Source organism: Sphingobium yanoikuyae, assembly GCF_013001025.1.
Classification (GTDB): domain Bacteria; phylum Pseudomonadota; class Alphaproteobacteria; order Sphingomonadales; family Sphingomonadaceae; genus Sphingobium; species Sphingobium yanoikuyae_A.
This window is the reverse complement of the sequence record NZ_CP053021.1, coordinates 727,732-742,103: the sequence shown is the minus strand read 5'-3', so window position 1 is coordinate 742,103 and position 14,372 is coordinate 727,732. Positions and strand designations below refer to the sequence as shown.

Here is a 14,372-nt window from a genome sequence, read left to right as displayed (position 1 = left end):
TGATCCGGGTCGGTGCCAGATGGCGGCAGAGCGCATCCAGTGCCGCCGTCATATAAGCTGCGCATCACTGTCATGCGCGCTTCATACTCCCCTCCTACCCGAGCGCCGAAAGGGGAGAAATATCATGCACTTCCGTTCTCTTGCTCTCGCTGCCATCAGCCTGCCCGTTTTCGCTACGGCAACCGCCCATGCCGAAACGCCCGATGCCGCGTCGGCCGATTCGATCATCGTCACCGCACAGCTGCGCGAACAGGACCCGATCGACGTGCCGATGGCGCTGAGCGTCGTCGGCAATGAACAGATGGACCGTATGGGCCTTTATGAGTTCGACGCGCTGTCGCGCTTCGTGCCGGGTTTCGACGTCCAGAACCAGTCGCCCAACAATCCCGGCTTCGTGATGCGCGGCATCACGTCGGATAGCGGCACCGCCAGCAACGAACCGCGCGTGTCTGTCTATCAGGACGGCGTCTCCATCTCCAAGTCGCGCGGCTCCTATGTCGAGTTGTTCGACATAGAGCGGGTCGAGATCGCCAAGGGGCCGCAATCGACCCTCTATGGTCGCGGCGCGCTGATCGGCGCGGTCAACATCATCCAGAACAAGGCGCAGCTCGACAATGTCGAAGCAGCGGGCCGGGTCTCCTATGGCAATTATAATAGCTGGCTGACCGAGGGCATGGTCAATGCGCCGATCGGCGAAGGCATGGCGATCCGCCTGGCCGGCCGCATCCGCAAGCGCGACGGCTATACCGAAAACCTGCTGGGCGGCGCCGACTTCAACTCGGCCGACACCAAGGCGGTGCGCGGCAGCTTCCATGGCGAGAAGGGCGATTTGAGCGTCGACCTGATCGGCAATTATCAGAAGGACACACCAAGCGGCACCGGCTTCAAGTCGATCGCCTATAACCCGACCGATCCGGCCACCGGCGTGGTGATCGGCGATCGCGGCCGCAACAGCGGCGCCGCGCTGGCAGCGGCCGATGGCTTCGAGGGTGGCAAGGGCCTAGGCCTTGATCGCCAGGTCTGGGGCGTCACCGGCATCGCCAGGCTGAAGCTCAACGACCAGTTCAACCTCACGTCCACCACCGCCTTCCGCCGCTTCGACGCGCTGGAAATCTTCGACGCGGACGGCATTTCCCTGCCGATGCTGACCGCGGCGGAAGATGCGCGCGGTCGCCAGTTCAGCCAGGAATTCCGCCTGACCTATGACAGCGGCCCGATCACGGCATTCCTGGGCGGCAGCTATTTCTGGGAAAATGGCACGCAGCGCGTTCCCACCCAGTTTGACGAGCGCGCCACCCTCGCCCGGCTGGCCGGCGCGCTGAACGGCGGCGGTGCTATCCCCGGCCGCGCCGCCACCGATCCGGTGCCGACCGCCCTGCTCGCCAGCCCCGCCTTCACCGGCGCGCTGCTGCAGGGTGTCGCCAGCGCCTATGGCGTCGCGCTGTCGAGCGCGCAGGCCCAGGCGATCGCCGCCAACCTCAAGTCCAACCATCTCGAAAGCACCACCAATGGTGCGCGCACCCGTGCCTTCGACCTGTTCGGCGACGTGACCCTGCGCCTGTCCGACCAGTTCGAGCTTGGCGGCGGTCTGCGCTACACCCATGACGACAAGCGCAGCACCTATATGTCGTCGGTCGACAATGGCCGGTCTATCCTGGGCGGGCTGATCGGCGCGCTGAGCCAGCCGGCGGCGGTGCGCACCGCGCTGCTGCAGGCGCTGGCCGTGCCCGGCGCGGCAAACATCCCGACCTCGGCCGCCTATCCGGTGCCGATGTTCGGCCTCGGCGCCCAGCCGACCGCCGGCAATGGCGGGGTCGACAGCGACACGCTGCGCAATGGCGGCTTTTCCTGGCGCCTGACCGCCCGCTACAAGCCGGGCACCGATACCAGCCTCTATGCCACCTATGCCCGTGGCCGTCGCCCGCAAGTGCTGGCCGCCAGCGCGCCGTCCGCGCCGATGGGCGCCACCCGCTTTTCCGTGCTGGACTCCGAAACGGTCGACAGTTTCGAACTGGGCGCAAAGACCGCGCTGATGAACCGCACCCTGTTCCTCGACGGCGCGGCCTTCTTCTACCAATATGATAATTTCCAGACCACGGTGCAGCAGGGCACGCAGTTCGTCCTGACCAACGCCGGCAAGGCGGAAAGCTATGGTTTCGAGGGCCAGCTGCGCTGGGTGCCGAGCGACGTGCTGACCCTGTTCGCGACCTACGCCTATAATCACAGCCGCTTCAAGACGGGCGTGCGCGACGGCAACCGCTTCCGCCTGTCGCCCGATCATAGCGCGTCCTTCGGTGCGCAGGCGTCCCTGCCCGCCGGCCCCGGCCGCATCGTCTTCACGCCCAGCGTCACTTGGCAGTCGAAGGTCTATTTCGACGATGACAATGACCGCCCCGACCTGCAGCAGCCGCCCGCCGCTCTGGTCGCCGACACTATCCAGGACGAATTTCAGGGGAGCTATGCGCTGGTCAATGCGCGCCTGGGTTATGAGGCGCCCGGTGGCGCCTGGCGGATCGAGGGCTTCATCGAGAACGCCTTCGACAAGAAATATATCATGGATGCGGGCAATACCGGCGACAGCCTGGGCATGCCGACCTTCATCGGCGGCGCGCCGCGCTTCTATGGCGTGTCGGCCAGCTTCCGCTTTGGCGGTGCGCAATGAGCGAGGACAGCATGACGCTTGACCGTCGCGCGGCGCTGGGCCTGATCGGCTCGGGCGCTGCCCTCCCCGGCATCGGCATGGCGGCGACACAAGCCGCCGCCAGCTTCGTCCATGGCGTGGCCAGCGGCGACCCGACCGAACGCGGCGCGATCCTGTGGACCCGCGTCACCCCGGCCAACCCAGCGCAGCAGGCGGCGATCGCGCTGCGCTGGCATGTCGCCGAAAGCGCCGGCGGCAAGCCGGTCGAAAGCGGCGCGGCGCAGGCACGCCCCGCCCGCGACTTCACCGTCAAGGTCGAGCCGCGCAGGCTCAAGGCCGGCCATGACTATCATTACTGGTTCGAACTGGCGGACGGCACGCCATCGCCGGTCGGCCGCTTTCGCACCCTGACCAGGGGTGCCGCGGCCGATGCCGTGCTGGCGGTGGTCTCCTGCCAGCTCTACCCCGGCGGCTTCTTCACCGCCTATGACTCGATCGCCGCGCTCGACCGGATCGATGCGGTCGTGCATCTGGGCGACTATATCTATGAATATGGCGCCGACGGCTATGGCGCGGAGATCGGCCAGAAGATCGGGCGCGGACTGGAACCCGCGCATGAGATCGTGACGCTGGCCGACTATCGCACCCGCCATGCCCATTATAAGGGCGACAGGAGCCTGCAGGCGGCCCATGCCCGTGCCGCCTTCATCTGCGTCTGGGACGATCATGAAACCGCCAATGATAGCTGGATCGGCGGCGCGGAAAATCACCAGCCCGCGACCGAGGGCGACTGGGGGAAGCGCAAGGCCGCCGCGATGCAAGCCTATTTCGAATGGATGCCGATCCGCGATCCGCAGGGCAATGATCCCTGGGAAGCGATCAACCGCCGTTTCGACTTTGGCGATCTCGCCACCCTGCTGATGGTCGAGACGCGCCTGCTCGCCCGCAGCGAACAGGCCGGCTTCAAGGGCGAAACGCCCAGTCGATCGGAAGTCGCGGCGGTGCTGGCCGAACGCAACCGGCCGGACCGCGAGATGCTGGGCGAGCCGCAGCGCGCCTGGCTGGAGAAGGAACTGGCCGCGTCGGTCAAGGCCGGCACGCCCTGGCAGATATTGGGCAATCAGGTGGTGATGGCGCGGGTCAACGGCCCGGACCTCGCCAAGCTGTTCGGCGCGGAAAAGGCCGCGGCCATGATCGCGACGCTGGAACCGTCGGTGCGGGCGCAGGTGGAACTGGCGCAAGCGGGCTATCGCGCCGGCCTGCCCTTCAACCTCGATGCCTGGGACGGTTATCCCGCCGCGCGCGAGCGGCTCTACCAGAGCATCCGCCGCGCCGGCGCCCATCCGCTGGTGCTGGCCGGCGACAGCCATGCCTTCTGGGCCAATCAACTGGCCGACGCACAGGGCAATGCCATCGGCGTGGAATTTGGCACGTCATCGATCAGCAGCCCGTCGATCGGCGACATGCTGCCGAAAATGCCGATCGGCGACCTGCTGCGACAGGCAAGCCCGGAGGTCGCCTTCTGCGACCAGCGCGCCAAGGGCTATATCCTGCTGACGCTGACGCGGGAAAAGGCCACCGGAGACTATATCGCCATGTCGACCATCTATGCCCCCAAGGCGGAAGCGCGCACGCTCAAGCGCGTCTCGCTGCCGGCCGGCGCCCCCCGGTTCGACGCGACCTGAAAACGTCGGGGGCTGCGGATGCCCTGCCCGCAGCCCCCGATCTCGCGAGACTTACCGCTCCCTGATGACGAGCGATTTACCCGCATATTTCGCCGGATCGACGTTCGGCAAGGTCTGGATCTTGCGCCCCTTGCGGCTCATCCAGGTGACTTCGACCTTGACCGCGTCCATGGTTTTCAGGCCGAAATGCAGAGGCGCCGCATTTTCCGAATTATAGCCGTCGCCCGTCGACAGCTGTCGCGTGGCCAATATCTTGCCGGCCTTGTCATAGAGGCGCACTTCCGCCCCCATGCGGGTGAAACGCCCCTTCGCGTCGAGCAGCGTAACCGACAGGCTGCGCCTGGCCGCTGCCCGGTTCAGATCATTGTGGAACAGGAAATGGCCGCCCTGGCTGGTATAGCCACGCATTACCGACAGATCGAGCGCACCGTCCCGGTCATAATCGACCCATTGCACGCCATGGTCGCCGACATTGAGCTGCGACGTTTCGACCAGAACCTGGCGGAAGCCCTTGCCCGCTTCATTATGGAAGAGACTGTCCCTGGGCTGCTGCTGGTCGCGCGGGCCATGATAGGAGGTGACATAGAGGTCGAGATAGCCGTCATTGTCATAATCACCCCACACCGCGCCGACGGCATGATTGTCGATGCCGACCCCCATCTCCTTGGCGACGTTGGTGAAGGTGCCGTCACCATTATTATGGTAGAGCGCATTCACGCCATAATTGGGCACGAACAGATCAAGATAGCCGTCATTGTCATAGTCGCCAACGGCGCAGCCGACACCGCCTTCCTCCTTGGAACGGCTCGGATTGTCCAGGCCCAGTTCGGGCGCGACATCAGTGAAGCTGCCGTCGCCATTGTTGCGCCACAGCGCATCGGCCGCGCCTGACTGATTGGCCAGGAAGACGTCCAGAAAGCCGTCGCGATTATAGTCGAACCAGCAGGCGCCCACGGTCGGCCGGCTGTCCGACACGCCAGTGCCAGCCAAGACCTGCACGAACTTGCCCTTGTCGTTGCGATAGAGGCTGTTGGGGCCGATGCGATTGGCAGCATAGACGTCGAGGTCGCCGTCATTGTCATAGTCGACCCAACTGGTCTGGCGCGCGGAGCGGTTGGGGATGGTGAGCCCCAGTTCGGGCGCGACATTGGTGAACTTCCTGCCGCCTTCGTTGCGGAACACAAGGCTCTGTTCGCCCGGCATGGTCGCCCCGCCCAGCAGGTCGATCCAGCCGTCGCCGTCATAATCGCCCCAGGCGACGCCGCGCATTTCCGGGCCGGATGTGGGAAGTCCCAGTTCCGGCCCGACGTTCACGAACGTGCCATTATCATTGCGATAGAGGCGGATATCGCCCCCCTTGAGCGAGACAACGAGATCGAGGTCGCCATCATTGTCGAAGTCGGCCCAACTGTTGGACAAGGATCCGGCGATGGCGAAATCGCCCGGCTGTATGGAGGTGAAGGGTGGCTCGGCAGGCGGTGCCGCATCCTGCGCCGTTGCCGGCTGGCACAGCAGCATCAGCGGCAGGATATGGCAAAGCGTCCGGTTCAGCGATGGCATGGATATTCCCCTCTTTCTGTCAGATTTGGCTGGTTTTGTGCGTGTCGGGCATGCGCAGATAGACGATCAGCGACACCGCGATCATGGCGGTGACGTACCAGTAGAAGCCGCCTTCCATCCCGGCATGCTTCATCCAGAGCGCGGCATATTCGGCGGTGCCGCCGAAGAGGGTGTTGGCCAGTGCATAGGGAAGCGCGACGCCCAGCGCCCGGATATTGGCCGGGAACAGCTCTGCCTTCACGATCGCGTTGATCGAGGTGTAGCCGGTGACGATCACCAGGCCGCCCAGCACTAGCAGGAATGCGCCGAAGGAGGAGGTGACGCGTTCCAGCGCCGTGAAGATCGCAGTGGTGAACAGGACGCCGCTGATGCCGAAGCCGATCAGCAGCGGTTTGCGGCCGATGCGATCGGACAGCCAGCCGGCCATGGGCTGCAACAGCATGTAGATGAACAGCGCCGACGCCATGATCGCGGTCGCGGTCTGGCGGCCGAAGCCGGCGCTGTTGACCAGGAATTTCTGCATATAGGTGCTGTAGGCATAGAAGGCGAGCGTGCCGCCGGCGGTGAGCGCCATGACCAGCAGCACTTCGCGCGGATGGCGGCGGATGAGGTTGAGGCCGCTGGAGCGGGGCTGTTCGCTGACCGCCGCGCTTTCCTCGAAGGCTTCGGTTTCCTTGAGGCCCCGGCGCAGGCGATAGACGCCGACCGCCATCACCCCGCCGATCACGAACGGCACGCGCCAGCCCCAGCTTTCCAGCTGATGTTCGGTGAGGAACAGCTGCAGCAGCAGCAGGACGCAGAGCGCCAGCAACTGGCCGGCGATCAGCGTCACATATTGGAAGCTGGAGAAGAAGCCTCGCTGGTCGCTCTGCGCCATTTCCGACAGATAGGTGGCGCTGGCACCATATTCGCCGCCGATCGAAAGGCCCTGCATCAGGCGCGCGAGCAGCAGCAGGGCCGGCGCGGCGACGCCGATGCTGGCATAGCCGGGGATGGCGGCGATCATCAGCGATCCGCCGGCCATCATCATGACGGACAGCGTGAGACCCGCCTTGCGCCCCCTGCGGTCGGCATAGATGCCCATCGCCCAGGCGCCGATCGGCCGCATCAGGAAGCCGACGGCGAAGATCGCCGCCGCATTCAGCAGTTGGGCGGTGCTGTCGTCCGAAGGGAAGAAGACCGGCGCGAAATAGAGGGTGAAGGCGGAATAGACATACCAGTCATACCATTCGATCAGATTGCCGATCGATCCGCCAAGGATGGATTTCAGGCGATCCTGGCGGGAAAGACTGGCTGGGGAGAGAGACGCAACATGTTCCATCCCCGTTGATACGGACGGCCCGGTGCGTTCTGCTAACTGCCTGATTGGAAAATGCGCGGAAGAGCGCATGTTCGATGCGGCACCGGCCCGCACCCCCACCCGACCGCCCAGACATGGTATCCTGATGGGTGGTCGGGTGGGGGGGCGGGCCGGTGCGGATGCGCCAGAGGCGCATGCCCAGACAGGCTCTAACTGCCTTCGGCGGACACCAAAATTATCGAATTGTCGCTGCCCGGAACGGCGCGGATGCCGAAGCCGCTTTCGAGCGCGTCGACGAAATCCTGCGACCGGTCGAGGCGGAAGGCGCCGCCGACCCGCAGGCTGGCGATCCCCGGATCGCCGATCACCAGCGGGGTGGGGCGATAGCGGTTGAACTCCTCGACCGCCTGGGCGAGTGTGTCGCCCTCGAACTCGACCATGCCCGCCTGCCAGGCGGTGCGCTGCCGGATCTTGGCCGGTTCCAGATGGGTGACAGCGATGCTGCCGCTGCGCACGGCGGCGCTGCGCCCGCTTTCGATCCGACGGACGGCGGAGTCGCCGTTGCGCACCGCCACGATCCCCTCGATCACGGTCAGTTCGGTGACATCGGCGCGCAGGCGGACGTTGAACATCGTGCCCACGGCGCGCACCAGCGTCCCGTCGGCATTGACGATGAAGGGCCGTTTCTTGTCATGCGCGACATCGAACTGCGCCTCGCCCTTCAGCAGGGTGATCTGCCTGATGTCGTCGCGCAGGGCGACCTCGACCGAGCTGTTGGTGTTGAGATGGATGCGGGAGCCGTCGGCAAGCTGCACCGTGCGGGTCTCGCCCAGGGCCGTGCGATAATGATCGACCGTGCCGAGCAGGCGCAGCGCGACGGTGGAGGCGACGCCGATCGCGGCGGCGGCGGTCGCCAGGCTGATGAGCAGGCCACGCCGGCCGACCAGTCGCGGCCGGATTTCGGCAACGGGTTCTTCCGGGGCGGGATCGTCGGGCAGCGCGATTGCGGGCGCTGCAGGTTCGTCCTGCTGGCTGGCGGGCAGCTCATTGAGCCGCTCGGTCAGTTCCCAGCCGGCCTCGGCCTTGGCAAAGGCGAAACCATGGGCAGGGTCCAGCGCCACCCAGGCATAGGCGTCATTCCAGTCTTCCGGGGCGTCGCTCGCCCGCGCCTTAAGATACAGACGAGCCGCTTCGGCCTCGATCGCCTGCATGTCCTCCGCGCTTCTGTAGCGACCAACCAAATCCAGAACCCTCAAACTGTCCGATGGCTTGCATTATCTTCACAGCCGCGCGCGTCAAATGCTTGTCCACTGTAAAGACGGATAGCTGCATCTCCTCTGCTATCTCCTTGACCGATTTCTCATGGACCCGGCGCAGGATGAAGGCCCGCCGGCATTGCGCCGGCAGCGTGTCGAGAATGGCCTGGAGATGGCGCAGCTCATCGCGCGCGTGCAGCGCTTCCTCGGTCGAATTGTCGGTCTGAAGCACGTCGAGTTCGGCCACCAGTTCGAGCGACACGATCTTCTCGCGCCGGGCTTCGTCGATCAGCAGGTTGCGCGCGATCTGGAACAGGAAGGCCTTGCCGCTCTGTGCGCGGTGAATGTCGCCATTCGCATAGGCGCGGGTCATGCATTCGGCGACGATGTCGTCCACATCCTGGCGGTGGGACACCACCCGGCGCAGGCGGGAGCGCAAGGCGCCCTCATGGGGCAGGATGGCCTGTTTGAACCAATCCAGCCTTGCCCTGATCGAGTCCACATCCACAGCCACGCTCGTCCCCCTGTGCTTGTCATTCTCCCCTCCGGCGCGCCCGATCCGGCGCTGCGTCGAGGCAGTGCCAGACCGATAGCGAAGGCCCCCTCGTCACAAAAATGAGATATTTTTAAGCGTCGTTAGCAGAAACGCGATCGGCCTCCGTATCCACCACTGAAGGGCAAATAATTTCGCAGCCCAATCATTTCACGGGGGATATGATGTCGCGTAATTTTCGGAACGTTTCTCTGTGCGCGGTCGCAACAGTTGTTGCCCTCAGCACCCAGTCGGCGGCAGCCGCGGAGCCGGCGAAATTCAAGATTCCGGCCCAGTCAATGCAGACGGCGCTGACGCTCTTCGCCAAGCAGTCTGGCATCCAGCTTCTCTTTCCCTATGACCAGGTCGCCGGCCTGCATGCCCAGTCGGTCAACGGCAAGATGGCGCCCGATGTCGCGTTGCAGCGGCTGATCGCCGGATCGGGGCTGAAGATCACGCTGTCGAACAACAATGTCATTGCCTTGTCGCTGAGCGCCCAGGCCCACAAGAGCCGCGCCGTCGAAGTCGCGAGCCTGGGCGTCACCGCCCTTCCCTTCGCGATGCAGGCCAGCACCGTACCGCAGGCCAGCACCGCCGCGGCCGAGGAAGCCCCCGGCCCGGCAATCGTCGTGACCGGGTCGCGCGGCCAGGCCCGCACCGTCACCGACAGCCCGACGCCGATCGACGTTATTTCCGGCGCGGATCTGACCCGCACCGGCAAGGCGGGCGTGTTCCAGGCGCTCAACACGCTGGTGCCATCCTTCAACCTGCCGGTGCGAGCGGGCGGCGCCACCTCCACCGTCATCGCGACCGGCGGCCTGCGCGGTCTCAATCCCGACCAGGCACTGATCCTGGTCAACGGCAAGCGTCGCCACAAGACCTCGCTCATCAACGCGGTGTCGACGCTCTACAACGGCTCGGTCCCGGCCGATCTGGACATGATCCCGACCGCCGCGGTCGATCATATCGAAGTGCTGCGTGACGGTGCCGCCGCTCAATATGGGTCGGACGCCATCGCCGGCGTCATCAACATCATCCTGAAGGATGACAGCAGCGGCGGCTCCGCCAATTTCACCGCCGGCCAGAATTTCGACCGGTCCGATGGCGAACTCTATCAGGCCGACCTCAATTTCGGGATGAAGCTGGGCGAGAACGGTTTCGCCAACCTCTCGCTCAACCTCAAGAAGCAGGAAATGTCGAACCGTGCGCTGCCGCTCGCCGACTGTTCGGTCACGGCCACCACCACCTGCCTCTATCCGCTGGTGAACGGGCAGCTCGATCCGCGCGACGCAGCCGCAGTCGGCACCGAACGCATCGTCACCACCAGCTATGGCGTCATGCCCTCCCGCAGCATCAATACTGCGCTCAATGCCGGATATGATCTGGGCGGCGTCGAACTCTACGCCTTCGGCACCTACAGCCAGCGGCGGTCGGACCTGTGGTACAGCTATCGCTACCCCAAGGACATCAACAATGTCATGGGCATCTACCCCAACGGCTATCGCCCCCATATCATGATCGACGAGGAGGATTTCGAACTCACCGTCGGCGCGAAGGGCGAAGTCGCGGGCTGGGACTGGGACTTTTCCACCGGCTATGGCCGCAATCGCGCCCGCCAGTCGTCGGAAGGCACGCTCAACCCCTCGCTGGGCACGCTCAGCCCCACCGAATTCTATATCGGCACCCTCAAATCCTCGGAGTTCGTCACCTCGCTCGACGTGACCCGCGGCTATGATGTGGGTGGCGGCAACCTGCAGGTGTCGGCAGGCGCGCAGCAGCGCCATGAACGCTACCAGACCTTCGCCGGGGATGAGGCCAGCTATGCCGTAGGCCCGGCGATCGTGTCGGGCATGACGCCGGGCGCGCAAAGCTCGGCCGGCTTCCAGCCGGGCGACGCGGCCTATATGTCCCGCGACAATGTTTCGCTGTATGCCGACGTGGCGTGGGATCCCAACAAGGATATCACGATCGGCGCCGCTGCACGCTTCGAACATTATGACGATGGCAGCGGCAACACGCTGATCTGGAAGGTCAATGGGCGCTATGCCGCGACCGACTGGATCGCCTTTCGCGCGGCCGCCAATACCGGCTTCCGGGCGCCCGCCGTCGCCCAGCAAATCTATACCCAGACGACCAACCAGTTCCGCACCGTCAATGGCGTTCCCAACCAGTTGCTGCAAATCAAGACGCTGGCAGTCGACGATCCCGCTGCAATCGCGCTTGGTGCAGAATCGCTGCAGCCCGAAACATCGTTCAACATCTCCGCTGGCGTGGTGCTGACGCCGCTGCCCAATTTCAACCTGACGATCGATGCCTATCAGATCGACGTGGACGATCGCATCACCATCACCAGCACCCTGACCGGCACAGCGATCTCCAACATCTTGATCGCCAGCGGCGTGCCTGAAGCGGAAGCGCGGACGCTGACGGCGCAATATTATACCAACGCGATCGACACCCGCACCCGCGGCATCGACGTCGTCGCATCCTACAAGCATGGCCTGTTCGACACGGTGAACATGCAGTGGAATCTGGGCTTCAACTACAACAAGACCAAGATCACCCACATCATCGACAATCCGCCCGAACTGGCCGCGCTGGGCAGCGATTATGTCCTGTTCGATCGCGCGCGCCGCAGCAACATGACCAACAATCTGCCGCGCACCAAGCTGTCGATCAGCAACCTCGCCACCATGGGCGACTTCACCCTGTCGTCGCGCCTGACGCGCTTTGGTAGCTTCAAATCCTACCAGAACGGCGTCACCACCGATGGCGTCACCACCTACCCGAATGATCGCAGTTATGGCGCCAAGTGGGTCACCGACCTGGAGGCCAGCTGGCAGGTCACGCCACTGGTCAACATCGCGATCGGCGCGAACAATATCTTCAACGTCTATCCCGACAAGAACCGGGCCAGCGACGTCAGCGCCACGCTGGGCCAGGGGCTCTATGCCGGCACCTCGCCGATCGGGTTCACCGGCGGCTTCTATTATGGCCGCGTCGGCCTGAGTTTCTGATCCATCACCGACCAAGGCGCCGCTCCGCACGGGGCGGCGCATTTTCTGCACTGACGGGAGAATGATGGCGATGCGCCATATGACGATCTGGCTGGCGGCCCTGGCTGCTTCCTCCGCGATGACCGCCTCGGTAGCGGCCCCCTCCACCCGTTGGGGCGGCGGCGAAATATTGTGGGACAGTTTCGGCGTGCCCCATATCTACGCAAAGACCGAGGAAGGCGGCTTCTACGGCTTTGGCTATGCCCAGGCCCAGAGCCACGGCAACCTGCTGTTGCGCATGTATGGCGAAAGCCGCGCTCGCGCTGCCGAATATTGGGGCGAGAAATATGAGAGCCAGGACAAATGGCTGGTCGCCAATGACGTGCCGGCCCGCTCCGCCCAGTGGTTCAGACAGCAGACGCCGCAAATGCAGAAGAATCTCGAAGCCTTTGCAGCCGGGGTGAATGCCTATGCCGCCGCCCATCCCGACAGAATCGCGCCGGAAGTGAAGGTCGTGCTACCGCTCCGGGGCGTCGACATCATCGCCCATGCCCAGCGGCTGATGAATTTCGGCTATATCGCATCCGACCGGAAGGTGCTGACCGATCCGTCGATCAACGAGGCCGGCGGGTCGAACGCCTGGGCGGTCGCGCCTTCGCGCTCGGCCAGCGGCAAGGCGATGCTGCTCGCCAACCCGCATCTGCCCTGGGCGCCGAGCCAGCTTACTTATTATGAGGCACAGATCACCGCGCCGGGCCTGGCCATCTACGGCGCGACACAGGTCGGCCTGCCGGTGTTGCGCTTCGGCTTCAACAATGATCTTGGCTTCACCAACACCGTCAATACGATGCAGGGCTTCACCAGCTACAAGCTGGTGCTGGAAGGCGATGGCTATCGCTTCGACGGCAAGACGCTGCCGTTCGATACGGTGACGAAGAGCTACAAGGTCAAGCAGGCGGACGGCACGCTGAAGAGCGTCAGCTTCGAACAGAAGAGCACGGTCCATGGGCCGGTCTTCACCCTGCCTGACGGCAAGACGACGGTCGCGCTCAAGGTCGCCGGCCTCGACCGGCCCGGCGTGCTGGAGCAATATCTGGAGATGGGCAAGGCGCGTGACTGGGGCGCGTTCGAAAAGGCGCTGCGCAAGATGCAGGTGGTGATGTTCAACATCATCTATGCCGACCGCGCCGGCCATATCCTCTATCTCGACAACGGCCTGCTGCCCAAGCATGCGAGCGGCGACCTCAAATATTGGTCGGCGCCGGTGCCGGGCGATACCTCGGCGACGCTGTGGAAGGATGTCCACAGCTATGACGACATGCCCAAGCTGCTCGATCCGGCAACCGGCTTCGTCCAGAACGCCAATGATCCGCCATGGCTGGCGACCTGGCCCCGTGCGCTCGATCCCAAGAGCTTCCCTGCCTATGTCGCGCCGGTCGGGCCGATGAGCCAGCGGGCACAGATGTCGGTCAAGCTGATGAGTCAGACGCCCAAGATCAGCTTCGACGATTTCGTGTCGCGCAAGCTGACCACCACCTCGCTGATGGCGGAACGGATGTTGCCCGACCTGCTGGCGGCAGCCGCCGGATCGAACGATGCCGAGGTGCAGGTGGCCACGGCGTTGCTCAAGGGCTGGGACCATCGGTTCGAACCCGACAGCCGCGCCGCGCTGCTGTTCGAAACCTGGGCCGGCCTCTTCGCACCCAAGAATTTCACCGACCAGTCCAACTATGCCGTCAAATGGACTCTGGACGACCCGCTGGAAACGCCACGCGGCCTGAAAGACCCGACGGCGGCCGTCGCCATGCTGAAGGAAGCGGTGGCGAAGACGAAGCAGCTATACGGCGCGATCGACCGTCCGTTCGGCGATGTCTCGCGCTTTCATATCGGCGATGTCAGCGTGCCGGCCAATGGCGGCTTCGGCAATACCGGCGTGTTTCGCACCATCACCTGGGGGCCGATGAAGAATGGCGAGCGCACGCCCGTCCATGGCGAGACATGGGTTTCCATGGTCGAATTCGGCACGCCGATGAAGGCCGTCGGCCTGATGAGCTATGGCAATAGCAGCCAGCCCGGTTCCCGGCACAATAGCGACCAGTTGCAATTGCTGGCCGACAAGAAGTTCCGCACCCTGTGGATCAGTCGTGCTGACGTGGAAGGGCATCTGGAAGAGAAGACCGCGTTCTGACAAGGAGCGCGCGCCGGGGTGCAGGTGCTGCATCCCGGCGCGCGCGAATGGATGCGGCTGTGCTGCATCACGCAGGCACAAAGCCGCTCCCCTTTTACCCCTCTTCGCCCATCAAAGCCTCGCCGTCGCAACCCGGCGTTGCGGTTCAGTGATGCGCACGCCCCCTGCCCAGACCGCTCGCCATCCGAAAATATGACCCTCCACGCATATTTGC

8 protein-coding genes are annotated in these 14,372 nt (G+C 64.4%); 4 read left to right on the top strand and 4 right to left on the bottom strand.

Annotated elements, in window-relative coordinates:
• Positions 1-124 precede the first annotated feature (124 nt).
• Both HH800_RS03900 and HH800_RS03895 read left to right on the top strand, forming a co-directional pair.
• A complete protein-coding gene (locus HH800_RS03900) occupies positions 125-2,662 on the top strand; it encodes a TonB-dependent receptor (protein WP_169860240.1) in 2,538 nt (845 codons plus the stop codon).
• An 11-nt stretch (positions 2,663-2,673) separates the two neighbouring features.
• The gene (locus HH800_RS03895; protein ID WP_169860239.1) at positions 2,674-4,326 is read left to right on the top strand and encodes an alkaline phosphatase D family protein; all 1,653 of its coding nucleotides are present in this window, start codon (positions 2,674-2,676) and stop codon (positions 4,324-4,326) included.
• A 51-nt stretch (positions 4,327-4,377) separates the two neighbouring features.
• Here the strand turns inward: HH800_RS03895 and HH800_RS03890 are convergent, their stop codons facing one another.
• From HH800_RS03890 to HH800_RS03875, 4 genes are all read right to left on the bottom strand, one after another.
• A complete protein-coding gene (locus HH800_RS03890; RefSeq protein WP_169860238.1) occupies positions 4,378-5,886 on the bottom strand; it encodes a CRTAC1 family protein in 1,509 nt (502 codons plus the stop codon).
• A 19-nt stretch (positions 5,887-5,905) separates the two neighbouring features.
• A complete protein-coding gene (locus HH800_RS03885; RefSeq protein WP_169860237.1) occupies positions 5,906-7,207 on the bottom strand; it encodes an MFS transporter in 1,302 nt (433 codons plus the stop codon).
• Positions 7,208-7,395: 188 nt separating this feature from the next.
• Positions 7,396-8,397: a FecR family protein gene (locus tag HH800_RS03880; RefSeq protein WP_169860236.1), complete on the bottom strand. Its 1,002-nt coding sequence runs from the start codon at positions 8,395-8,397 to the stop codon at positions 7,396-7,398.
• On the bottom strand, positions 8,357-8,956 hold the full coding sequence (locus tag HH800_RS03875; protein WP_080993572.1) for an RNA polymerase sigma factor: 600 nt from the start codon (positions 8,954-8,956) through the stop codon (positions 8,357-8,359). Before HH800_RS03875 ends, HH800_RS03880 begins: the two co-directional genes overlap by 41 nt.
• A 317-nt stretch (positions 8,957-9,273) precedes the next feature.
• Between HH800_RS03875 and HH800_RS03870 the strand changes: the two genes are divergently transcribed.
• Both HH800_RS03870 and HH800_RS03865 read left to right on the top strand, forming a co-directional pair.
• Complete coding sequence (locus tag HH800_RS03870; RefSeq protein WP_235682012.1) at positions 9,274-11,991, top strand: TonB-dependent receptor; 2,718 nt, start codon at positions 9,274-9,276, stop codon at positions 11,989-11,991.
• Positions 11,992-12,070: 79 nt separating this feature from the next.
• Positions 12,071-14,158, top strand: coding sequence for an acylase (locus tag HH800_RS03865; RefSeq protein WP_235682011.1), 2,088 nt, complete (start codon positions 12,071-12,073; stop codon positions 14,156-14,158).
• Positions 14,159-14,372: the final 214 nt, after the last annotated feature.

Coding starts and splice junctions, on each gene's coding strand:
- HH800_RS03880 (WP_169860236.1), bottom strand. CDS start 8,397: ATGCAGGCGATCGAGGCCGAAGCGGCTCGTCTGTATCTTAAGGCGCGG.
- HH800_RS03870 (WP_235682012.1), top strand. CDS start 9,274: ATGCAGACGGCGCTGACGCTCTTCGCCAAGCAGTCTGGCATCCAGCTT.
- HH800_RS03890 (WP_169860238.1), bottom strand. CDS start 5,886: ATGCCATCGCTGAACCGGACGCTTTGCCATATCCTGCCGCTGATGCTG.
- HH800_RS03865 (WP_235682011.1), top strand. CDS start 12,071: ATGACGATCTGGCTGGCGGCCCTGGCTGCTTCCTCCGCGATGACCGCC.
- HH800_RS03885 (WP_169860237.1), bottom strand. CDS start 7,207: ATGGAACATGTTGCGTCTCTCTCCCCAGCCAGTCTTTCCCGCCAGGAT.
- HH800_RS03895 (WP_169860239.1), top strand. CDS start 2,674: ATGACGCTTGACCGTCGCGCGGCGCTGGGCCTGATCGGCTCGGGCGCT.
- HH800_RS03900 (WP_169860240.1), top strand. CDS start 125: ATGCACTTCCGTTCTCTTGCTCTCGCTGCCATCAGCCTGCCCGTTTTC.